The sequence below is a fragment of the Aureimonas sp. ME7 genome, assembly GCF_903970965.1.
Taxonomy (GTDB): domain Bacteria; phylum Pseudomonadota; class Alphaproteobacteria; order Rhizobiales; family Rhizobiaceae; genus Aureimonas.
The window spans coordinates 232,187-253,634 of sequence record NZ_CAJCKW010000003.1 but is presented as its reverse complement, the minus strand read 5'-3'; the positions used below and the strand labels follow the sequence as shown (position 1 = coordinate 253,634).

The following is a 21,448-nucleotide window of genomic DNA, read 5'->3' as shown; positions in this document are numbered from 1 at the left end:
GCTGCCTGGAAGCGTCAGGCGCCTCGCTGGGCCTTCTTCTCCAGCCGCCGGCGGTGGAGCACCGGCTCGGTGTAGCCGTTGGGCTGCCGGCGTCCGTCGAGAACGAGCTCCAGCGCCGCCTGGAAGGCGATCGAGCGCTCGAAGTCCGGCGCCATCGGCTCGTAGGCCGGGTCCGCGGCGTTCTGCCGGTCGACCACGGCCGCCATGCGCTCCATCGTTTCGCGCACCTGGCGCTCCGAGACGACGCCGTGCAGCAGCCAGTTGGCGATGTGCTGCGAGGAGATGCGGCAGGTCGCCCGGTCCTCCATCAGCGCGACGTCGTGGATGTCGGGCACCTTGGAACAGCCGACCCCCGCATCCACCCAGCGCACGACATAGCCGAGGATGCCCTGCGCGTTGTTGTCGAGCTCGGCCTGGATGTCCTCGGGTGTCCAGTTCGGCCGCGTGGCGACGGGAATGGTCAGGATGTCGGCGAGCTTGGTGCGCGTCTGCCCCTCGAGCCCGGCCTGGACCTTGGCCACGTCCACCGTGTGGTAGTGCGTGGCGTGGAGCGTCGCCGCCGTCGGGCTCGGCACCCAGGCCGTGTTGGCGCCGGACTTCGGATGGGCGATCTTCTGTTCCAACATCGCCGCCATCATGTCGGGCATCGCCCACATGCCCTTGCCGATCTGGGCGTGTCCCTTGAGGCCTGCGGCCAAGCCTGTGTCGACGTTGCGCTCCTCGTACGCGCGGATCCAGGTGGAAGCCTTCATATCCCCCTTGCGGATCATGGGGCCGAGTTCGATCGAGGTGTGGATCTCGTCGCCGGTGCGGTCGAGGAAACCGGTGTTGATGAAGACGACGCGGTGCCGGGCCTGCCGGATGCATTCGGACAGGTTCACCGTGGTGCGACGTTCCTCGTCCATGATGCCCATCTTCAGCGTGTGGGGTGCAAGGCCGAGCATCGCCTCGACACGCGCGAAGATCGTGTCGGCAAAGGCTACCTCGTCCGGCCCATGCATCTTCGGCTTGACGATATAGACAGAGCCGGCTCTGGAGTTGCGCGGGCCCTCGGTCTTGCGCAGATCGTGCAGCGCGATCAGCGAGGTGATGGCGGCGTCCAGGATGCCCTCGGGAGCCTCCGATCCGTCGGGCAGGAGAACGGCGGGATTGGTCATCAGGTGGCCGACGTTGCGCACCAGCATGAGCGAGCGGCCCGGCAGGGTCAGTTCCGAGCCGTCCGGCGCATGGTAGGTCCGATCCGGGTTCAGACGGCGCGTCATCGCATGCCCGTTCTTCTCGAACGTCTCGGCCAGATCGCCGCGCATCAGGCCGAGCCAGTTGCGGTAGACGGCGACCTTGTCCTCGGCATCCACCGCCGCGACCGAATCCTCGCAGTCCTGGATCGTGGTGATTGCCGATTCCAGCACCACGTCGGCAATGCCGGCCGGATCGGTCTTCCCGATCGGCGACAACGGGTCGATCACCACCTCGGCGTGCAGGTCGTTGGTGCGAAGGAGCACGGCGTCCGGCTTGTCCGGGGCACCACGATAGCCAGCGAACCGGGCGGGGTCGGTAAGCCCCTTTTCGCCGCCATCCGATAGGTTCACGCGCAGCGCGGCGCCCGCCACGCAGAGGCTCGCGACATCGCGCCAGGAAGCCCCCTCGAGCGGTGCCGAACGGTCCAGGAACGCCCGCGCCCAGGCGACGACCCGCTCGCCGCGCGCCGGGTTGTAGCCCTTGGTGCGCTCGACGCCATCCTCCTCGCCGATCGCGTCCGTGCCGTAGAGCGCGTCGTAGAGAGAGCCCCAGCGCGCGTTCGCCGCGTTCAGCGCGAAGCGCGCGTTGAGGACCGGCACCACGAGCTGCGGCCCGGCGACGCCGGCGATCTCGGGATCGACGTTCTCGGTTTCCACGGCGAAGGGCTCGCCCGCCGGGACCACATAGCCGATCTCGCGCAGGAAGGCCTCCGTTTCCGCCCCGTCCACCGCCCGGCCGCGCCGCTCCGCCGACCAGACGTCGATCCGCGCCTGGAACTCGTCGCGGATGGCAAGCAGCTCGCGGTTGCGGGGCGCGAGATCTTCGAGGATCGACGCCAGGCCGCGCCAGAAGGCCGACGCCTCGATCCCCGTTCCAGGCAGGGCTTCGCGCTCGATGAAGTCGCGCAGCTCGGACGCCACCTTCAAACCGTTGATCTCGACGACATCGGACATGCGACGCTCTCCATCCTTGCAGGAAAATCCGCGAAAGTTCCGGCTGATGTCGGGCATGGCGGGAGGCATGTCAAACCGCGCCGGCCGAGAAGGCGGCGGAACGGGTTGCCAAACCAACACCGGAACGAAACACTACCCGCATGGCGCGAAGCGAGGGAGCCCTTCATGCGAATCGCCCTTTGGGGACTGGCTGCGATGCTGGCCGGCGGCACCGCCGCACCGGCCACGGCCTTCGATCTGACCATTCTCCACATCAACGACTTCCACAGCCGCGTCGAGCCGATCAACAAGTACGACGGCCCCTGCTCCGACAAGGAAGCGGGGGAGAAGACCTGTTTCGGCGGCGTGGCGCGCATCGCCTCGGCGATCGCCTCCGAACGCGCGGCGGCCGGCGACACGCCCGTTCTCGTTCTCGACGCGGGTGACCAGAGCCAGGGGTCGCTGTTCTACACCCGCTACCGCAACGACGACGCCGCCGAGTTCATGAACACGATCGGCTTCGAGGCGATGGCGATCGGCAACCACGAGTTCGACGACGGCGTGCCGGTGATCGAGAAGTTCGCGGGCGCCGTCCATTTCCCGATGCTGATGGCCAATGCCGACCTCGTGCGCGAGCCCAAGCTCGCCGGCATCGTGAGGCCGTCCGTCGTGATCGAGAAGGGCGGCGAGCGGATCGGGATCATCGGCCTGACGCCGCGCGACAACCAGGAACTGACGGCCGCCGGCAAGTCGATCACCTTCACCGACCCGGTCGAAGCGGCCAAACGCGAGGCCGCCAAGCTGACAAGCGAAGGCGTCACCAAGATCGTGCTCCTCAGCCATTCCGGCTACGAGCTCGACAAGCGGCTGGCGGCCGAAGTGCCGGCGATCGACGTGATCGTCGGCGGCCATTCGCACACGCTTCTGTCCTCCACCGACCCGAAGGCGGCGGGTCCCTATCCGACGCTGGTGAAGGGGCCGGACGGGCGGGACGTGCCGATCGTCCAGGCCTATGCCTATTCGAAATATCTCGGCAAGCTGACGGTGAACTTCGACGACGAAGGCCGGGTCACCAAGGCGGAAGGCGCGCCGATCCTGCTCGACGCTTCCGTGCCGGAAGACGAAGCCATCAAGGCACGCGTCGCCGAACTCGCCAAGCCGCTGGAGGAAATCCGACAAAAGGTCGTGGCGGAGGCGGCCGAGCCGATCGATGGGCAGCGCGACACCTGCCGCGTGGCGGAATGCCAGATGGGCAATCTCGTGGCCGACGCGATCCTCGACCGGACGAAGGACCAGGGCGTCACCATCGCCTTCGGCAACGGCGGCAACGTGCGCGCCTCGATCGACGCAGGGCCGATCACCATGGGCGAGGTGCTCACCGTCCTGCCCTTCCAGAACACGCTGGCGACCTTCCAGCTGACGGGCGCCGACATCAAGGCAGCGCTGGAAAACGGGGTGTCCCAGGTCGAGGACGGCGCCGGCCGCTTTCCCCAGATCGCCGGCATCCAGTTCGACTGGTCGCGCAAGGGCACGGCGGGCGTCGATCGCGTGAAGGCGGTGCGCGTGCGTAACGCGGCGGGCGAATGGGAGCCGATCGACCCGGAGGGCACCTACACGGTGGTGTCCAACAACTTCCTGCGCCAGGGCGGCGACGGCTACGAGGTGTTCGCGACGAAGGCCGTCAACGCCTACGACTACGGGCCTAACATGGAGGACGCGGTGATCGCCTATCTCCAGGACGGCAACACCTCGTATAAACCCGCGACGGACGGGCGGATCCGGGAAATCGACTGACATGACATTCGGGAGACTAGGCGCGCGATGAACGATTATCCATTCGGCTTCGACCTCGGGCTCGGCAGCATCCTCGTCGTGGTGGTGGTGTTCGCGATCCTCGTGGTGCTGGCCTCGACGATCAAGATCGTACCACAGGGCTACAACTACACGGTCGAGAACTTCGGCCGCTACGTGCGCACCCTGACGCCGGGCCTCAACCTGATCATGCCCTTCGTGGAGCGGATCGGGCACAAGATGAACATGATGGAGCAGGTGCTCGACGTTCCGACACAGGAGGTCATCACTCGCGACAACGCGTCCGTCGCCGCCGACGGCGTCGCCTTCTACCAGATCCTCGACGCCTCCTCGGCCGCCTACGAGGTGTCGAACCTCCAATACGCCGTCCTCAACCTCGTGATGACCAACCTGCGCTCGGTCATGGGGTCGATGGATCTCGACGACCTCCTGTCCAACCGCGACACGATCTCGGAGCGCATCCTGCGCGTCGTCGATCAGGCGGCGCACGGCTGGGGCATCAAGATCACCCGCATCGAGATCAAGGACATCAATCCGCCGAAGAACCTCGTGGATTCGATGGCCCGCCAGATGATGGCCGAGCGCGAGAAGCGCGCCGAGATCCTCGAGGCGGAGGGAGCGCGAAACGCCAAGATCCTGCGCGCCGAAGGCGAGAAGCAGAGCCAGATCCTGGAAGCCGAGGGCAAGCGGGAAGCCGCGTTCCGCGAGGCGGAAGCGCGCGAGCGTCTGGCGGAGGCCGAGGCCAAGGCGACGCAGCTCGTGTCGGACGCGATCGCGGCCGGCGACGTCCAGGCGATCAACTACTTCGTCGCCCAGAAATACACCGAGGCCCTCGCCAAGCTCGCCTCCGCGCCCAACCAGCGCGTCGTCCTCATGCCGCTCGAAGCTTCGTCGCTGATCGGCTCGATCGGCGGTATCGCCGAGCTGGCGAGGGCGAGCTTCGCGGATGCGCCCGCCGCCCCGGCCGGCCGGCCGGCGGCCCCGCCGCGCAAGGGCGGCGCCTCCGTGCCGCAGGCCGGCGTCGTGTTTCCGCGCCCGGACGCTTGAGCGCGATGGGGGAACTGGTCTCGACCTATGGCTGGTGGATCCTCGGCGTCACCCTTCTCCTGTGCGAGGCGCTGCTGCCGGGCGTCTACCTCCTGTTCTTCGGCATCGGCGCCCTGGTGGTGGGCGCCAACGCCTTCTTCCTGCCGGACCTGTCCTGGCAGAGCCAGTTCCTCGGCTTCGCGGTCGTGTCGGGCGTAGCGACGCTTCTCGGCCATCGCTGGTACGGGCAGCGCGCGCGGCTCGGCGACGGCGCGCCGCTCAACGAGCGTACGCGCCGCCTCGTCGGGCGCACGGCGAGCGTGAGCGAGGCGATCCGCAACGGGCGTGGGCGCATCGCGGTCGACGACGGCTGGTGGAGCGTCGAAGGGCCCGACTTGCCGGTCGGCGCCAGCGTCGTGATCGAAGGTGCGGACGGCTCGGTCCTGCGGGTGCGCGCCGTGGATGACGAGCCGCCTCAGCCTTCGGTCAAAAGCACCCGGTGATCCAGCAGGAACTTGGCGAAGAAGGGCAGGCTCGCCGAGCCGACCTCGCGCGCCGAGCGCCCTATCGTTCCTTCCGAGACCGCGATCGCCGGCATGCCCTGGAGATCGAAGCCGGCGAGCGCGCGGCGCGTCGCCTCCGTCAGCCGGGCGCGCACGTGCTCGGGGAAACTGCCGTCGATCACCGCCTTCTCGAAGTCGTAGACCGAGCTCGCCGAAGCGATGGCGTAGGCGAGGCCATCGGCGGCCAGCCCGATCCAGTCGTCGAGAAGCGGGCCGAGGTGGCTCCAGTCCGCATCCTTGCGCCAAAGCTCGACGGCCGACCGGCCCGCCACTTCCACCATGCGCTCCAGAACGCGGATCGAGGCGGAATGGATGAGCTGATGGGTGGCCCCTCCGGGCCCCGGCACGGGCATGGAGCCGAGCGCCCCAGCATTGCCAGTGCGCCCCGGCACCAGCGTCCCGTCGATCACGATGCCACCGCCGACGAACGCCCCAACGAAGAAATACACGTAATCCGCCGAGCCGACGCGCCCGAAGGCCTGTTCGGCGCCGCAGGCGGCCGTCACGTCGTTGGCGATGAACACCGCTTCGCCCGTTCGCGTTTCCAGCTCGGCGGCCATGTCGAGATGGCGCCATTCCTCCATCTCGCCCGGCGGCGCGCCGTTGGCCTCGCCCCAGGACCAGAGCTCGAAGGGCATGCCGACGCCCAAACCGGAGATGCGCCGACGCAAGGGCGCGGGCAGCCCGGCCCGCAGCTCCTCCATCGCCCCGGTCACGAACTCGAAAATCTCGGCAAGGCGCGGGAATCGGTAAAGGATCGCGCGGCTGTCACGAACGTGGCCAACGAAATCCATCAAGACGATCTCGCTGGTGCGCCGCCCGAGCTTCAGCCCGAAGGCGAAGGCGCCGTCCGGGTCGAGCCGCATCGGCACGGACGGCTGGCCGACGCGCCCGCGCCGCGGCTCGCCCGCCAGCACCAGCCCGTCCGCTTCCAGCGAGCGCATGATCACCGAGGCCGTCTGCGGCGACAGGCCGGAAAGCCGCGCGATCTGGGATTTGGCAAGCTCGCCGTGCCGCCGGATCAGGGACAGGACCGCCCGCTCGTTATGGGCGCGCAGACCCGCCTGGTTGGAGCCACGCAGGCGCCCTTCGGTAGAATCGCCCGCTGCCCCCTTCGCCGTCGTGGAGACCGTATGGATCGTGTCGGCCACCCTCTGCCCTGCATCTCTGGTCACCCGACGAGGCAACGATAGATTACCCTTTCCCACTCTCAAAAAACTGTCAATTAATAAATCTCGATGAGTTATCGATTGACAGTTTCCGCTGGACCATGCTCGATGTTGGCATTCGGTCGCGGACGAGGAGGTCCGCCCGGTCGGGCACGAACGAGTGCCGAGCTTTCATCCCGAGGGAGGTTTTCCTTGCCGCTTCGTCGTTTTCTCTGCTCCGCCGCTCTTGGTGCCCTGGGTCTTGCCGCCATGACGGCGGGCGCCTCGGCCCAGTCGCCGACCACGGTGTGCCTGATCACCAAGACCGACACCAATCCGTTCTTTGTCAAGATGAAGGAAGGCGCCGAGGCGAAGGCGAAGGAACTCGGGATCAACCTCCAGTCCTATGCCGGCCGGGTGGACGGCGACCATGACAGCCAAGTCCAAGCGATCGAAAGCTGCATCGCGGCGGGTGCCAAGGGCATCCTGATCGCCGCTTCCGACACCAAGGCGATCGCCTCCTCCACCAAGAAGGCGCGGGACGCGGGCCTCATCGTCATCGCGCTCGACACCCCGCTCGAGCCCCTCGATGCGGCCGACGCGACGTTCGCCACCGACAATTTCGAAGCTGGCGTCCTGATCGGCCAGTGGGCCAAGGCCAAGATGGGCGCAGAGGCCGAGAACGCCAAGATCGCCTTTCTCGACCTGACCCCGCAGCAGCCTTCCGTCGCCGTGCTTCGCGACCAGGGCTTCATGCAGGGCTTCGGCATCGACGTGAAGAACAAGGACGTGGTGGGTGACGAGGACGACGCGCGCATCGTCGGCCACGACATCACCAACGGCAACGAGGAAGGCGGTCGTCAGGCCATGGAGAACCTTCTCCAGAAGGACCCGACGATCAACCTCGTCTACACGATCAACGAGCCGGCAGCGGCCGGCGCCTACGAGGCGCTGAAGGGCCTCGGCCTCGCCGACAAGGTCACCATCGTCTCGATCGACGGCGGCTGCCCGGGCATCGCCAACGTCAAGGACGGCGTGATCGGCGCGACCTCCATGCAGTATCCGCTGAAGATGGCGGCGATGGGTGTCGAGGCGGTCAAGGCCTTTGCGGAAACCGGCGCCAAGCCCGAAGCGTCGGCCGGCCTTCAGATCACCAATACGGGCGTCGACCTCGTGACCGACCAGCCGGTCGACGGCGTCAAGTCGATGGATACCGCCGCCGCCGCCAAGGCCTGCTGGGGCTGACCGGAGATCGCAGCGCCCGGGCGAGGTCCGGGCGCTGCGTCCCTTATGAAGCCGTGCGGGCGGGGCGGAAACGCTCCGTCGCGCCGGCTCGCTAACGCGGCATCCGCCGTCCTACCGCAGCTCGCCCTCGGGAGATCCGTTCCATGAGCGACACCACCACCCGCAAGGGCAGCGACTTCGAAGCCGGGCTCGCCCAGAGCGACGCCAGCGTGGCGGACTTTTCCGCCCACGGCCGCACCCCGCTCCAGCATCTTCAGCACTTCCTCCATGCCAACCCGACCATGGTGCCGATCATCGTGCTCCTGTTCGGCATCATGGTGTTCGGCCTCCTGATCGGCCAGCGCTTCTTCAACGCCTTCACGATGACGCTGATCCTCCAGCAGGTCGCGATCGTGGGGATCGTCGGCGTCGCCCAGACATTGATCATCTTGACGGCCGGCATCGACCTGTCGGTCGGCGCGATCATGGTCCTGAGTTCGGTGATCATGGGCAATCTCGCCGTGATGAACGGCGTTCCCGCGCCGATCGCCATCCTGATCGGCTTTGCCGTGGGAACGCTGTGCGGCGCGGTCAACGGCATCCTCGTCGCCAAGGTGCGGCTGCCCCCCTTCATCGTGACGCTCGGCATGTGGTTCGTCTACGAGGCGATCAACTTCATCTATACGCAGAACGCCACGATCCGGGCGCAGGACGTCGCGGCCTCCGCCCCGTCCCTTCAGTTCCTCGGCAACACGTTCCAGCTCGGCGGCGCGGTCTTCACCTATGCGGTGGTCAGCGTCCTGATCCTCGTCGCCCTGTTCTACTACATCCTGAACTACACGGCCTGGGGCCGGCACGTCTATGCGATCGGCGACGACGAGGACGCGGCGCGCCTGTCCGGTATCCGCTCCAACAAGGTTCTGATCTCGGTCTACGCGGTATCGGGCCTCATCTGCGCCTTCGCCGGCTGGGCGCTGATCGGGCGCATCGGCTCGGTCTCGCCGACCTCGGGCTACGAGGCCAACATCCAGGCGATCACGGCGGTCGTGATCGGCGGCACCTCGCTCTTCGGCGGGCGCGGCTCGGTGCTCGGAACGCTTGTCGGGGCTCTGATTGTCGGCGTCTTCGCCATGGGGCTGCGCATCTACGGCACCGATCCGCAGTGGACACGACTGACCGTCGGTGCTCTCATCATCCTGGCCGTCGCGGCCGACCAGTGGATCAGAAAGGTTTCGGCGTGATGGTTCAGCTCGGCACCCAACCCGTTCTCCAGGCGCGCGGCCTCAACAAGCGCTACGGCCGCGTGGTGGCGATCGACAACGCCGACTTCGATCTCTATCCCGGCGAGATCCTCGCCGTGATCGGCGACAACGGCGCCGGCAAGTCGACCTTGATCAAGGCGCTGTCGGGCGCGGTGACGCCCGATGCCGGCGAGGTCCGCCTCGACGGCAAGCCGGTGAACTTCGCCAACCCGCAGGCCGCGCGCGACGCCGGCATCGAGACCGTGTATCAGCAGCTCGCCCTGTCCCCCGCCCTGTCGATCGCCGACAACATGTTCCTGGGGCGCGAGCTGCGCCGCCCCGGCCCTCTCGGTTCGTATCTTCGCATGCTGGACAAGCCGCGCATGCGCAAGATCGCGCGCGAAAAGCTGTCCGAACTCGGTCTGATGACGATCCAGAACATCGACCAGGCGGTGGAAACCCTGTCGGGCGGCCAGCGCCAGGGCGTTGCGGTGGCGCGCGCGGCGGCCTTCGGCTCCAAGGTGCTGATCCTCGACGAGCCGACGGCCGCGCTCGGCGTCAAGGAAAGCCGCAAGGTTCTGGACCTGATCCTCGAGGTGCGCTCGCGCGGCCTGCCCATCGTCCTGATCTCGCACAACATGCCCCATGTCTTCGAGATCGCCGACCGCATCCACATCCACCGCCTGTCGAAGCGGCTTTGCGTGGTGGATCCCAAATCGATCTCCATGTCGGATGCGGTGGCCCTGATGACGGGTGCCAAGGCGCCGGAGCCCGCGATCCTGGCGGCCTGATCCCGACTTTCCCCCTTCGCAAGGCCGGCGCCGCGAGGTGCCGGCTTTTTGCATTCGCGCCGTTCGTTTGACTTTACGGACCGGCGGCCGAACTTGCGAGGGAAAGAGGAGGGTCTTCCCCATGCCCGAGCGCTTCGATCTTTATTATTGGCCGACCATCCAGGGCCGCGGCGAGTTTCCGCGGCTCGTCCTGGAAGCTGCGGAAGCGGACTACCGGGACGTGGCGCGGCTTTCGGAGAGCGAAGGCGGCGGAGTTGCCGCGATGATGCGCATCCTGGGAGGCGAGAGCGATCGCCCCGCACCGTTCGCGCCGCCCTTCCTTGTCCATGGGGATGTCGTCGTCGCACAGGCGGCGGAAATTTCGGCCTATCTCGCCGAGCGCCTCGGCCTTATGCCCTCCAACGAGGCCGACCGGGCGTGGGCGCGAACGATCGCGTTGACCGCAGCCGATCTCGTCGCCGAGGCGCACGATACGCATCATCCGGTCGGCACCGGCCTCTACTACGAGGACCAGAAGCCGGAAGCCCTACGCCGCGCCGGCGAGTTTCGCCGCGAGCGGATGCCGAAGTTTCTCGGCTGGTACGAAGCCATTCTGGCGCGAGGCGGCAGCGATCATCTCGTCGGGCGCAGCCTCAGCTATGCGGATTTCGGCCTGTTCCAGATCGTGGAGGGCCTGCGCTACGCCTTTCCCCGCCGCATGGCGGTGCTGGAGACGCGATATCCGCGCGTCGTCGCGCTGCACGATCGCGTCGCGGACCATCCCCCGATCGCGCGCTATCTCGCAAGCCCTCGACGGCTGCGCTTCAACGAGGACGGGATCTTCCGCCGTTATCCGGAACTCGACGGCGATTAGAACTCAACGCCGGCTCTTGCGCATCACCACGTCGCGCTCGTCGACGGCTTCCGCCTCGCGCCATCCGAGGCGTCGGTAGAACCCGGCCGCCCGGCTGGCACGCTCGGTTTCCAGCCAGATCGCGTCGTGACGACGAAAGAGTGCGGCTTCGGCGCGGGCGACCAGAGCGCGGCCGATGCCCCGGCCCTCCATCTCGGGAAGCACGAAGGCGGCAAAGAGGCAGGCTTCGGCGTCGTCGATCATCGAGAAGCCGACGATCTCCCCCTCCCGCTCTGCCACCCAGCAGCAGGGCGAGGCCATGATCGCGGCGGCGACGCTTTCAAGTGTCAGGCCGATTTGCGCCAGTTCCTCGCGCGTCGTCGCGTTCTCGGTGACGCCGAGGCGCACATGGAAAAGGGCGCCGGCGTCATCCGCCGTCGCCCTTCGAATGACGACCGATCGTGGATCGATCATCGACCTTGAACCGGCGTCAGTTGGCGAGCTTCGTCGCGAACAGGGCGAGGCCCTGCTGGTAGACGGTCGCCCGGTTCCAGTCGACGAGGCGCGCGAAGTTCGGCTCGCCCGGATTGTAGCCCGCGCCCGCGATCCAGCCGTGCTGCTTCAGGAAGTTGGCGGTGGAGGCCAGCACGTCCGCCTTGGAGCGAATGAGGTCGCGGCGGCCGTCGCCGTCGAAGTCCACGGCATAGCGCAAGTAGTTCTTGGCGAGAAACTGCGTCTGTCCGATTTCGCCGGCCCAGGCGCCCTTCATGTCGGCGGCCTGCTTGTCGCCGCGATCGACGATCTGCAGCGCGGCCAGGAGTTCTTCGGTGAAGAAGTCCGAGCGGCGGCAGTCGTAGGACAAGGTCGCCAGGGAGCGGAAGATGTTCATGTTGCCGGAATTGGCGCCGAAACCCGTTTCCATGCCCCAGATCGCGACGAGGATTTCCTTCTGGACGCCGTAGCGCTGCTCGATCCGGTTCAGGAGGTCGCGGTTCTGGGCGATGATGCCCTTGCCCTTCTTGACGAAGGAGGCGGGCGCGCGGCGCTCCATGAACGCGTCGAGCGAGAGCTTGAAGCTCTTCTGGTTGCGGTCGAGGCTGATGACCTTGGCGTCGTAGGTCACATTTCCGAGCGCGGTGTCGAGCGTGCGCTGCGAGATGCCGCTGGCCGCGGCCTGGCTCTTGAAGCTGGCGAGCCAGGGCGCGAACCCGGACGCGTTGTTGCCGCAGGCTTGCGCGAAGGCGGGGGCCGCACTGACGACGAGAGCGGCACCCACGAGGGCGGCACGAAGGCCTGGGAGCTTGCGCATGCGAATATCCCTTGATCTGAAGCGGGCGGCGGCCGGGGAGACAGGAGGCGGCCGATGATCCCGTCGGTTGGAGGCGAATGCGGGCGCGCGGGCGCCCAGCGTCGATTGGTTATTGCCCTTAAACAACAAGAAAGCGTTTGCGAAGAGCCGCATAGGTCGCCTTCCTCGCCCGTGACGCGCCGATCCGGCTCAACCTTTCGCGATCGAACGCGGGAGCGAGCGCTCTCGCCGCGCCTGCCAGCCCCCTCTATGCTGGCCGACGATTCGTCCTCGCCCAACCCCCAAGGAGTTCGCTTGATGTTCATCGCCATGAACCGGTTCAAGGTCATCCCCGACGCCGCCCCCGATTTCGAGGAGCTTTGGGCGAACCGGCAATCGCACCTCCATACGGTGCCCGGTTTCGTCGAGTTCCACATGCTGAAAGGCCCCGAGCGCGAGGATCACCGGCTCTACGCCTCGCACACGGTCTGGGCCACCAAGTCGGCCTTCGAGGACTGGACGCGCTCCGAAGCGTTCCGCGCCTCGCACCGGGGCGCGGGCGGCACCAAGCCGCTTTATCTCGGCCATCCCGAGTTCGAAGGTTTCGAGGTGATCCAGACGCTGGACGCCGACGGAAATCCCGGCTGACGCCTACTCCGCCGCCAGCGGCTTGACCCAGAGCGACGAGCACACGATGCGGCTGGTGTCGCATCGGTCGCGGTAGCGGGCGGCCACTTCCACCACTTCCTCCATCAGCCCGCCCGACAGGCGCGTCGGCTCGAGCCCGAGGTGGAGGAGCAGATCGTTGGCGACGACGAGATCGTTCTCGGCCATTTCCTTGCGCGGGTTGTCGCGCAGTTCCACTGGAACGCCGGTCATGCCCGACACCATCTCGGCGAGATCGCGCACCCGGTGGGTTTCGGTCATCTGGTTCATGATGCGCACCCGCTCGAAGCGCTGAGGGGGTGTTTCGACAGCCAGCGCGATGCAGCGCACCGTGTCGCGGATGTGGATGAAGGCGCGCGTCTGTCCGCCCGAGCCGTGCACCGTCAGCGGATGGCCGATCGCGGCCTGAGCCAGGAAGCGGTTGAGCACGGTCCCGTAGTCACCGTCGTAGTCGAAGCGGTTGACGAGGCGCTCGTCGAGATCGGTCTCCGGCGTCGAGGTGCCCCAGACGATGCCCTGGTGGAGGTCGGTGATCTTCAAACCGTCATTCTTGGCGTAGTACAGAAAGAGGAGCTGATCGAGGGTCTTCGTCATATGGTAGATCGAGCCGGGATCCACCGGATACAGGATCTCGACATTCGCCTCCGCCCCGCCCGAGCGCAGCGTGGCGTCGATGTAGCCTTCCGGGATCGTCATCCCCTTGGTCTTGCCGTAGCCGTAGACGCCCATCGTGCCGAGATGCACGAGATGGGCATTCGGGCAGGCCTCCACCATCGCGCACAGAACCGCAGACGTCGCGTTGACGTTGTTGTCGACCGTATAGCGCTTGTGCCAGGGCGACTTCATCGAATAGGGCGCGGCGCGCTGCTCGGCGAAGTGGATGATGGCATCCGGCGAGACCTCCCGGAAGAGGGCCTCCAACCGATCGTAGTCCTTGGCGACGTCGAGAAGGACGAAGTCGATCGGCGTGTTGCGCGTTTCGCGCCACGCCTGGAGCCGCTCCTCGATCGAACGGATCGGCGTCAGGCTGGTGACGCCGAGTTCCTCGTCGGTGCGCCGGCGGACCAGATTGTCGACGATCGTCACCTCGTGCCCCTGGGCCGCCAGATGCAGGGACGTCGCCCAACCGCAAAAGCCGTCGCCGCCCAGAACAATGACCTTCATGCGGATACCACTTTCGTTTCACCGCGCCGTCGGCGCCGATCTTGCCGCAAGCTCTAGCATTGCAATTTGCGTTGGGAAACGGACCTTGCATTCCTCCAATACCGGGAACAGCAGAACATGCGTATCCTGATCGCGTCCGACGCGGCCGCGCCACAAGTGAACGGGGTGGTGCGCGTCCTCGAGACCACGGCCGGCTGGCTACGCCGATTTGGGCACGAGGTCGAGATCCTCGGGCCGGGCGACTGCCCGATCACCTTGCCCGCGCCGGGATACCCGGAAGTACGCCTCGCGCTTGCCCCCGGCCGGACGGTGGCCGCGCGGATCGAGGCGTTCGCGCCCGACGCCATCCATATCCCCGTGGAGGGGCCCATCGGCTTGGCCGCGCGGCGCTACTGCCGCCGGCACGCCCTCCCCTTCACGACCTCCTACCACACGCGCTTCGGCGACTATTTCGAGCGACGGATCGGGATGGGTTCCAGCCTGGCCTACGGCGTGCAACGCTGGTTCCACAACGGCGGCGCGGCGCTCATGGTGCAGACGCAGACGCTGGAGGAGGAACTGGGTGCGCGCGGATTTCGCAACATCCGCCGCTGGGGCCGGGCGGTGGATACGGACCTCTTTCACCCCTGCCGGGAGGAGGCCGGCTTCGATCCGGACTTCCTCGGCCTGCCGCGACCGATCTTCCTGTATCTCGGCCGCGTTTCGGACGAGAAGAACCTGCCGGCCTTTCTCGGACTCAACCTTCCCGGCTCCAAGGTGGTGGTCGGCGACGGGCCGGCGGCGCCCAAGCTCAAGGCGGCCTATCCGGACGCGCACTTCCTCGGCTATCGGCACGGAGGCGATCTCGCCCGGCACCTGTCGGCCGCCGACGTCTTCGTGTTTCCCTCGCGCTTCGAGACGTTCGGCCTCGTTGTCCTGGAAGCGCTGGCCTGCGGCACGCCCGTGGCGGCGCTGCCCGTTCCCGGGCCGCGCGACATCGTCGGAGGAACGCCGCATGCCGTCCTGTCGGAGGATCTGCGAGCGGCGGCGCTGGAAGCGCTGCGGATCGACCGCGCCGAGTGCCGGAAATTCGCGGAAGGGTTTTCCTGGGAGCAATGTTCGCGCGAGTTCGAGGCCAACCTCACGCGGATCGCGATGTCGCAAACTCCTGTCGAACGGTCGGCGTTGAAGACCCACAGCGCCTGACGGAGACAAGTCCGGCGGGAAGCGACAAGGCTCCCCGCCGGACGGAATGTCGGTTCAGGCGGACTTGGCGAGGGCCGCGGCAGCTGCCGTCTTGCGCGTCCGCTTGGCGGGCTTGGCCTTGATCTCGGCGGCGCGGGCGACCGCCTCCTGTTCTTCGCGCGCAAGGCGCAGGGCGCGAAGTCGAGCGGTCTTGTCGCTGGTGGCCTGGTTTTCCGCGCGGATCAGGCGCATGGCCGATCCCTTCTCGGCGCGGTTGGCGATATCACCGAGCTCGTTGGCCCGGCGCGGCTCGCTGCTTGCTGGCATGTCCATGAGATCGCATGTCCTTTCCGGCCGGACCTTTGTGGTCGCGACGCATGGGACGGGGAGCCCCGCATCCGACGTCCGGCTGGGCAGCCTTCATGGCCACCTCGTCTTCAGACATAGGGCGCCCGAGCGATCCTGCGAGCCGCGAAGGCTCACAAAGTCACGTAGGTGCCGAGTTCCACGACGCGATTGGCGGGGATGCGATAGTAGTCGATCATGTCGTAGGAGTGCCGGGCCATCTTGATGAAGAGCTGGCTCTGCCAGCGCGGCATCTCCGAGCGCGCCGCCGACTTGATGCGACGCCGCCCGACGAAGAAGGTCGTCGACATCACGTCGAACTTCACCCCCTGCTCGCGCAGATGAATCAGGGCCTGGACGAGATTGGGCTCTTCCAGGAATCCGTAGTGCAGCTCGATCCTGGCGAAGGCGGGGGAAAGCTCGCGGTAGTCGATCCGCCGCGCCATCGGCACATAGGGCGTGTTGGCGGTGCGGATCGTCACGATGACGTTGCGCTCGTGCAGGACGCGGTTGTGCTTGAGGTTGTGCAGAAGCGCGGACGGAACGGTCTCGGGCGTCGAGGTCAGGTACATCGCCGTACCCGGCACATGGGCGACGGAGGAGGTTTCCATCGCCTTGATGAAGGTTTCGAGCGACAGGTTCTGCTGCTGGGCCTTGGTGTTGAGAAGGCGCACGCCCCGGATCCAGACCGCCATGAGGCAGACGATGCAGCCACCGATGATCAGCGGCAGGTAGCCGCCGTCCGCGAGCTTCAGGAGGTTGGCCGCCAGGAACGCAGAATCGATGATCAGGAACGGCGTCACCACGCCGATCGCCAGCCCGAGGCCCCACTTCCAGCCATAGGCGAAGACGACGATCGCCATCAGGCTGGTGATCACCATCGTCCCGGTCACGGCGATGCCGTAGGCGGCGGCCAGCGAGGACGAGTCCTGAAAGAACAGGACCAGGAGCACGACGCCGATCAGCATCAGCCAGTTCACGGTCGGCAGGTAGATCTGGCCCTGCTCGGACTCCGACGTATGCTCGATCTGGAGGCGCGGCAGGAGACCGAGTTGGATGGCCTGCTGGGTGAGCGAGAACGCCCCGGTGATCACCGCCTGGCCCGCGATGATGGTGGCAAGCGTCGCCAGGATCACCAGGGGCAAGCGCGCCCATTCGGGCGCCGACAGGAAGAACAGGTTGGGCAGGACGGTGGGGTCGCTCAAGGCATAGGCGCCTTGGCCGAGATAGTTCAGGAGAAGCGCCGGCCCGACGAAGGCAAGCCAGGCGACCTGGATCGGCCGCTTGCCGAAATGCCCCATGTCCGCATAAAGCGCCTCGGCCCCGGTCACGGCGAGGAACACCGAGCCGAGCACGGTGAAGCCGACGATCCCGTGGCTCGTCATGAAGCCGAGGCCGTTCAATGGATTGAGCGCCTGCAGGATCTGTGGCGCGTCGCCGATATGCGACACGCCGATCGCGGCGAGCGTCACGAACCAGACGCCCATGATCGGCCCGAAGAAGCGCGCCACATGGGCCGTGCCGAAGGACTGCACGGCGTAGAGGCCGATGATGACCACGAGCGCGATCGGGACGATGTAGGGATCGAGGCCGGGCGCCGTCACCTTGAGCCCCTCCACCGCCGACAGCACCGAGACGGCCGGGGTCAGGATGGCGTCGCCGTAGAACAGGGCGGCACCGATGATGCCGAGCGCGAGGATGCCCTTGTTGGGCTTGGCGAGCGCCTTCTGCGCCAGCGCCATCAGGGACAGGGCCCCGCCCTCGCCCTGGTTGTCGGCCCGCAGCACCAGCATCACGTATTTCACGGTGACGACGAAGATCAGCGACCAGACGAGCAGCGACACGATGCCGATGATCTCGGTGGCCGAGGGAACGCCGCCGACATGCAGCAGCGATTCCTTCATGGCGTAGAGCGGGCTCGTCCCGATATCGCCATAGACGACACCGATGCTGCCGAGCACGAGCGGGGCCAACCCCTTGGCATGGGGGTTCTCGCGCGTCTGGATCTGCGTATCGACCACGGAGGCCGCTGGACCGCTGCTCATTCCTCTGACGAGGCCTCCGGGCTGAATCGGATTTGATAGAAGAGATATGGGGAGAGTTCGGGGTCGCCGACAGGCGCTTTGTCGCCCCGGCAAGGGGCCTTGACGTCGATGCTCCGACTCCGGCCGCGAAGGGTCGCGGATCCAATGGATCGCGCCCTTAACACGAATCGCGAGGCGGACGCAAAGCGCCCGCGCGCCGCAGGTCAGCGCGCCGGCGCCCGCACGTTGTCGAGCCTTTGAGCGCCGTTGCGAAAAGTCGTCACGTCTATCCTTTGGACGACTTCCCGCCCGTGCGCCGAACCATATGTAATGGGCCGGAGAAGGCTGCCGTCTTCCGAAGGGTTCGAACCATCGTTCCCTATGCCGGATGGGGAAGGACGGACCGGAATGCGTGCGAGGAGACCGCGATGACGTCAGACAAGGATCAGGAAATCCGGAACCTTGCGTATTTCCTTTGGGAGAAGGCGGGCCGGCCGGCCGGGCAGGAGCACGACTTCTGGGCGGAGGCTGCCAAGCAGGTCGAAGGCGATTCAGACGTCAAGAAGGACGACGTGGGCCAGGAGAACCGCTTCATCGCGCGCTGATCGATCGGCGTCGGGTCGCCTGCGGAACTGGAAAGCGCTTCGAACACTTGCAACCGAACCGCCAACAGTCGAGCGCCCGGCGCGCGGAAAGCTGACCCATGAGAAACGACATCAAAGAGCATATGGAAGTGATCGGCGCGGACGGCGTCCATGTCGGCACCGTGGACCGCGTCGAGGAGCACCGGATCAAGCTGACGCGCCGCGACAGCGGCGAAGGATCCCATGAGGGTCACCATCACTACGTTTCCATCGGGCTGGTGGCCGGCGTCGAGGGCGACAAGGTGCGCCTGTCCGCCAACGGCGACGTCGCCGTGACGCTGGAAGAGGAAGAAGGCGGCCAGCCCGTCTGACACGCATTCGAAGGCGCGGAGGGATTTCTTCCGCGCCTCTGCCAAGGGCGAGGCAGATTGCGCCCGCTCCCAAGCCGGTTGACTTCCCGGCCAACCTGCGTCACGTTTTCTCCATTCCGAGGGGTGCACCGAAAGGTGCTGAGATGGCCATGGCCGAACCCTTGAACCTGATCCGGGTCATGCCGGCGTAGGAACGGGAATGGGTCGCACGACCTTCGTTGTCTCCGCTCGAATTCCGGATCTCTTGTGGCTGTCGAGGCCAAGGGAGATCGTATGTCGCTACTTTACCTTCGCGCGTCCGCGGGCGCGTGGGCGCGCCTCGTCAACTCTGTCACCCGCCGCGAAGGCGGCCCTGCTCGGCTTGCAGGCGCCCGGCGCGGGATGACGCGGCGCTCGGCGGCAGGGCATCAGCCTTCCGCTATCCCCACTTTCGAACCCATCCTGCCCCCGTGGCAGCCGTCACGGCGCCCTGCCCTGCCGCGTTGAGCACCTGCGTTGCGCACGCTCCACAGCATCGGGTCGGGATGCGGCCTCGCCCTTTTGGGATGGCAGGCCCTGGTCTTCCTTCTCCACCCCCCTCGTTACATGCTTCCCGCGCCGCTGGATGTCGCCGCCGTCCTTGTTTCTCAGGGCGAGCGGCTGGCGCGCGAAAGCATGGCGACCTTCGCTGAAGTCGCGCTCGGGCTGGCGATCGGGACGATCGCCGGTTTTCTGATCGGTCTCGCCACGGTGGCGACGCCGCGCCTTGCCGCGTTCCTCTGGCCGCAGGTGCTGGTGCTCCAAGCCATGCCTGTCTTCGCACTGGCCCCGCTTCTGGTTCTCTGGTTCGGCTTCGGCCTCGCTTCCAAGGTGGCGATGGCGACGCTCATCATCTTCTTCCCCATCGCCTCGGCCTTTGCCGACGGGCTCCGGCGCACCGATCCCGAACTTCTCGACGCGACGGCGATGACCGATGCCGGCCACTGGAAGGCGCTCTGGCACGTGCGCGTGCCCCTGGCGATGCCCTCGCTCGTCAGTGGCCTGCGCGTGGCCGCCCCGCTCGCCCCGCTCGGCGCGGTGATCGGCGAATGGGTCGGCGCCTCGCGTGGGCTCGGCTTCCTGATGATCCAGGCGAACGCGCGCATGCAGACGGACCTCCTTTTCGCGGCACTCGCCATTCTGGCCGTTCTGACGCTTTCGCTACGCGCTCTCGTCGATCGCCTCGCGCTCCGGCTCGCGCCCTGGGCTGCCGAGGACGACCCGCCCGCTTCCTTCCGCTTCCGCAAGAGGTTCTTCTCCCAATGATTCTTCGCTCGCTCGCTGCCGCCATCGGCCTTGCCGCCGCAACCCTTTCGAGTCCGGCGCTGGCCGCCGACAAGCTCACGGTTCTCCTGGAGTGGTTCGTGAACCCGGACCACGTCCCGCTCGTGGTGGCTCGCGAGAAAGGCTTCTTCGCCGCCCGCGATCTCGACGTCGATCTCGTAGCCCCGACCGATCCGTCCGCGCCGCCTCGCCTCGTGGCGGCCGGCCAAGCTGATGTCGCCATCCACTACCAGCCGAACCTGATGCTGGACACGAAGGCCGGCCTGCCGCTGATCCGCTTCGGCACCCTCGTGGAAACACCGCTCAACACCGTCATGGTGAAGGCCGACGGTCCGATACGCTCCCTCGCCGACCTCAAGGGCGCAAAGATCGGGTACTCCGTCGCCGGTATCGAGGAGGCGCTCCTGTCCGCCATGCTCGGCTCCGCCGGCCTTCGTTTGAGCGACGTCGAGCTCGTCAACGTGAACTTCGCCCTGACGCCCTCGCTCCTGTCCGGCAACGTCGATGCGACGGTCGGCGCCTTCCGCAATTTCGAACTGACGCAAATGCGCCTGGAAGGCTCGGCGGGCCGAACCTTCTTTCCCGAGGAACATGGCGTGCCCGCCTATGACGAGCTGATCTTCGTCACGGCCAAGGACAAGATCGCCGATCCGCGCCTGCCGCGTTTCCTGTCGGCGGTCGAGGAAGCGGCGATCTTCGCGACCAATCATCCCGATGAAGCGCGCGATCTGTTCTTCAAGGCCTATCCCGACCTCGACGACGAACTGAACCGCCGAGCGTTCGACGACACGCTCCCGCGTTTCGCCAAACGACCGGCCGCGCTCGACGGTGCGCGCTACGAGCGCCTGTCCGCCTTCATGAAGAAACAGGGTCTTCTCGACACGATGCCTTCCCTTGCCGACTACGCGGTGGAACTCAAGCCGTGACCGCCATCGCGCTCACCATCGCGGGCTCGGATTCGGGCGGCGGCGCCGGCATTCAGGCCGACCTAAAGACCTTCTCGGCGCTCGGCGTCTACGGCGCGAGCGCCCTCACCGCCATCACCGCGCAGAACACGCACGGCGTCCGCTCGATCGAGGATCTTTCGCCCCGCATCGTCGCCGATCAGATCGACGCCGTTCTCGATGATCTCGAGGTCGGCGCCATCAAGGTCGGCATGGTGTCGCGCAGCGAAACGATCCGTGCCATCGCCGAGCGCCTGCGCGCGCACGGGCGGTCGGTCGTTCTGGACCCGGTGATGGTCGCGACCTCGGGCGATCGCCTCCTGCGCGAAGAGGCCGAGGACGCCTTGCGCAGCGAGCTTCTCCCCCTCGCTCTTCTCGCGACCCCCAACCTCCACGAGGCGGCGCTCCTCTCCCGGCAACCGGCGGCCGAAACCGAGGAGGACATGGCAGATCAAGGACGCGCCGTCCTGGCGGACGGGGCGGGCGCCGTGCTCGTGAAAGGAGGCCATGCGAACACCGGCGAAAGCGTCGATCTTCTTGTCGTGGACAACGCGACACGGCGTTTCACCGCCCCGCGCATCGCGACCACGAACGACCACGGCACCGGCTGTACGCTTGCCGCCGCGATCACCGCCGAACTCGCGCTCGGTCGCCCGCTGAGCGAAGCTATCGCTCGTTCCAAGACCTATCTGACGGAAGCCCTGCGCGCCGCCAAGGCGCTTCACGTCGGCAGCGGTCGAGGTCCGGTTCATCATTTCCATCATTGGTGGTCGCCAAAACTCTGAGAG

21 protein-coding genes and 1 riboswitch are annotated in these 21,448 nt (G+C 66.8%); of the genes, 14 read left to right on the top strand and 7 right to left on the bottom strand.

Going from position 1 to position 21,448, the window contains the following annotated elements; translation table 11 throughout:
- Window positions 1-14 precede the first annotated feature (14 nt).
- Window positions 15-2,192, bottom strand: a complete 2,178-nt coding sequence (locus H7A85_RS07730; RefSeq protein ID WP_182085338.1) for a malate synthase G — start codon at window positions 2,190-2,192, stop codon at window positions 15-17.
- A 165-nt stretch (window positions 2,193-2,357) separates the two neighbouring features.
- On the opposite strand from H7A85_RS07730, the gene H7A85_RS07725 reads away from it, so the two are divergent.
- The 3 genes from H7A85_RS07725 to H7A85_RS07715 are packed head-to-tail and all read left to right on the top strand — an operon-like array spanning window position 2,358 to window position 5,512.
- A complete protein-coding gene (locus H7A85_RS07725) occupies window positions 2,358-3,965 on the top strand; it encodes a bifunctional metallophosphatase/5'-nucleotidase (RefSeq protein WP_182085337.1) in 1,608 nt (535 codons plus the stop codon).
- 27 nt (window positions 3,966-3,992) lie between these two features.
- On the top strand, window positions 3,993-5,030 hold the full coding sequence (locus tag H7A85_RS07720; RefSeq protein ID WP_182085336.1) for an SPFH domain-containing protein: 1,038 nt from the start codon (window positions 3,993-3,995) through the stop codon (window positions 5,028-5,030).
- Between the two features lie 5 nt (window positions 5,031-5,035).
- The gene (locus H7A85_RS07715; RefSeq protein ID WP_182085335.1) at window positions 5,036-5,512 is read left to right on the top strand and encodes an NfeD family protein; all 477 of its coding nucleotides are present in this window, start codon (window positions 5,036-5,038) and stop codon (window positions 5,510-5,512) included.
- On the opposite strand, the gene H7A85_RS07710 is transcribed toward H7A85_RS07715, so the two are convergent.
- Window positions 5,485-6,723, bottom strand: a complete 1,239-nt coding sequence (locus H7A85_RS07710) for an ROK family transcriptional regulator (RefSeq protein WP_244631031.1) — start codon at window positions 6,721-6,723, stop codon at window positions 5,485-5,487. The two genes, H7A85_RS07715 and H7A85_RS07710, sit on opposite strands and share 28 nt — an antisense overlap.
- A gap of 267 nt (window positions 6,724-6,990) precedes the next feature.
- On the opposite strand from H7A85_RS07710, the gene H7A85_RS07705 reads away from it, so the two are divergent.
- The 4 genes from H7A85_RS07705 to H7A85_RS07690 all read left to right on the top strand — a co-directional run bounded on the left by H7A85_RS07705 (window position 6,991) and on the right by H7A85_RS07690 (window position 10,829).
- Window positions 6,991-7,965: a sugar ABC transporter substrate-binding protein gene (locus H7A85_RS07705; protein ID WP_244631048.1), complete on the top strand. Its 975-nt coding sequence runs from the start codon at window positions 6,991-6,993 to the stop codon at window positions 7,963-7,965.
- Window positions 7,966-8,108: 143 nt separating this feature from the next.
- Complete coding sequence (locus tag H7A85_RS07700) at window positions 8,109-9,185, top strand: ABC transporter permease (RefSeq protein WP_182085333.1); 1,077 nt, start codon at window positions 8,109-8,111, stop codon at window positions 9,183-9,185.
- Window positions 9,185-9,976, top strand: a complete 792-nt coding sequence (locus H7A85_RS07695; protein ID WP_244631047.1) for an ATP-binding cassette domain-containing protein — start codon at window positions 9,185-9,187, stop codon at window positions 9,974-9,976. The genes H7A85_RS07700 and H7A85_RS07695 overlap by 1 nt, the downstream gene beginning before the upstream one ends.
- 121 nt (window positions 9,977-10,097) lie before the next feature.
- A complete protein-coding gene (locus tag H7A85_RS07690) occupies window positions 10,098-10,829 on the top strand; it encodes a glutathione S-transferase (RefSeq protein WP_182085331.1) in 732 nt (243 codons plus the stop codon).
- 3 nt (window positions 10,830-10,832) lie between these two features.
- Here H7A85_RS07690 and H7A85_RS07685 read toward each other — a convergent pair whose 3' ends face one another.
- Window positions 10,833-11,282: a GNAT family N-acetyltransferase gene (locus H7A85_RS07685; RefSeq protein ID WP_182085330.1), complete on the bottom strand. Its 450-nt coding sequence runs from the start codon at window positions 11,280-11,282 to the stop codon at window positions 10,833-10,835.
- Between the two features lie 16 nt (window positions 11,283-11,298).
- Entirely contained in the window at window positions 11,299-12,117 is an 819-nt protein-coding gene (locus H7A85_RS07680) for a lytic murein transglycosylase (protein WP_182085329.1), read from the bottom strand.
- Window positions 12,118-12,414: 297 nt separating this feature from the next.
- On the opposite strand from H7A85_RS07680, the gene H7A85_RS07675 reads away from it, so the two are divergent.
- Window positions 12,415-12,744, top strand: a complete 330-nt coding sequence (locus tag H7A85_RS07675; RefSeq protein ID WP_182085328.1) for an antibiotic biosynthesis monooxygenase — start codon at window positions 12,415-12,417, stop codon at window positions 12,742-12,744.
- A 3-nt stretch (window positions 12,745-12,747) separates the two neighbouring features.
- On the opposite strand, the gene H7A85_RS07670 is transcribed toward H7A85_RS07675, so the two are convergent.
- Window positions 12,748-13,926, bottom strand: coding sequence for an NAD-dependent epimerase/dehydratase family protein (locus H7A85_RS07670; protein ID WP_182085327.1), 1,179 nt, complete (start codon window positions 13,924-13,926; stop codon window positions 12,748-12,750).
- Between the two features lie 117 nt (window positions 13,927-14,043).
- On the opposite strand from H7A85_RS07670, the gene H7A85_RS07665 reads away from it, so the two are divergent.
- Window positions 14,044-15,111 (top strand): glycosyltransferase family 1 protein, encoded by a 1,068-nt coding sequence (locus H7A85_RS07665; protein WP_182085326.1) that lies wholly within the window; start codon window positions 14,044-14,046, stop codon window positions 15,109-15,111.
- Window positions 15,112-15,165: 54 nt separating this feature from the next.
- Here H7A85_RS07665 and H7A85_RS07660 read toward each other — a convergent pair whose 3' ends face one another.
- Both H7A85_RS07660 and H7A85_RS07655 read right to left on the bottom strand, forming a co-directional pair.
- Window positions 15,166-15,423, bottom strand: coding sequence for a hypothetical protein (locus H7A85_RS07660; RefSeq protein WP_182085325.1), 258 nt, complete (start codon window positions 15,421-15,423; stop codon window positions 15,166-15,168).
- Window positions 15,424-15,569: 146 nt separating this feature from the next.
- Window positions 15,570-17,480: a potassium transporter Kup gene (locus tag H7A85_RS07655; protein WP_182085324.1), complete on the bottom strand. Its 1,911-nt coding sequence runs from the start codon at window positions 17,478-17,480 to the stop codon at window positions 15,570-15,572.
- Between the two features lie 407 nt (window positions 17,481-17,887).
- On the opposite strand from H7A85_RS07655, the gene H7A85_RS07650 reads away from it, so the two are divergent.
- The 5 genes from H7A85_RS07650 to thiD all read left to right on the top strand — a co-directional run bounded on the left by H7A85_RS07650 (window position 17,888) and on the right by thiD (window position 21,445).
- On the top strand, window positions 17,888-18,064 hold the full coding sequence (locus H7A85_RS07650) for a DUF2934 domain-containing protein (protein WP_182085323.1): 177 nt from the start codon (window positions 17,888-17,890) through the stop codon (window positions 18,062-18,064).
- 98 nt (window positions 18,065-18,162) lie between these two features.
- Window positions 18,163-18,414 carry a DUF2171 domain-containing protein gene (locus tag H7A85_RS07645; RefSeq protein ID WP_182085322.1) on the top strand — a complete coding sequence of 84 codons (252 nt, stop codon included), beginning with the start codon at window positions 18,163-18,165 and terminating at the stop codon, window positions 18,412-18,414.
- Window positions 18,415-18,523: 109 nt separating this feature from the next.
- Window positions 18,524-18,625: riboswitch (TPP riboswitch) on the top strand.
- A 284-nt stretch (window positions 18,626-18,909) separates the two neighbouring features.
- Window positions 18,910-19,698, top strand: coding sequence for an ABC transporter permease (locus H7A85_RS07640; protein WP_244631029.1), 789 nt, complete (start codon window positions 18,910-18,912; stop codon window positions 19,696-19,698).
- Complete coding sequence (locus H7A85_RS07635) at window positions 19,695-20,642, top strand: ABC transporter substrate-binding protein (RefSeq protein WP_182085321.1); 948 nt, start codon at window positions 19,695-19,697, stop codon at window positions 20,640-20,642. The genes H7A85_RS07640 and H7A85_RS07635 overlap by 4 nt, the downstream gene beginning before the upstream one ends.
- Window positions 20,639-21,445: a bifunctional hydroxymethylpyrimidine kinase/phosphomethylpyrimidine kinase gene (gene thiD / locus H7A85_RS07630; protein ID WP_182085320.1), complete on the top strand. Its 807-nt coding sequence runs from the start codon at window positions 20,639-20,641 to the stop codon at window positions 21,443-21,445. The genes H7A85_RS07635 and thiD overlap by 4 nt, the downstream gene beginning before the upstream one ends.
- Window positions 21,446-21,448 lie beyond the last annotated feature (3 nt).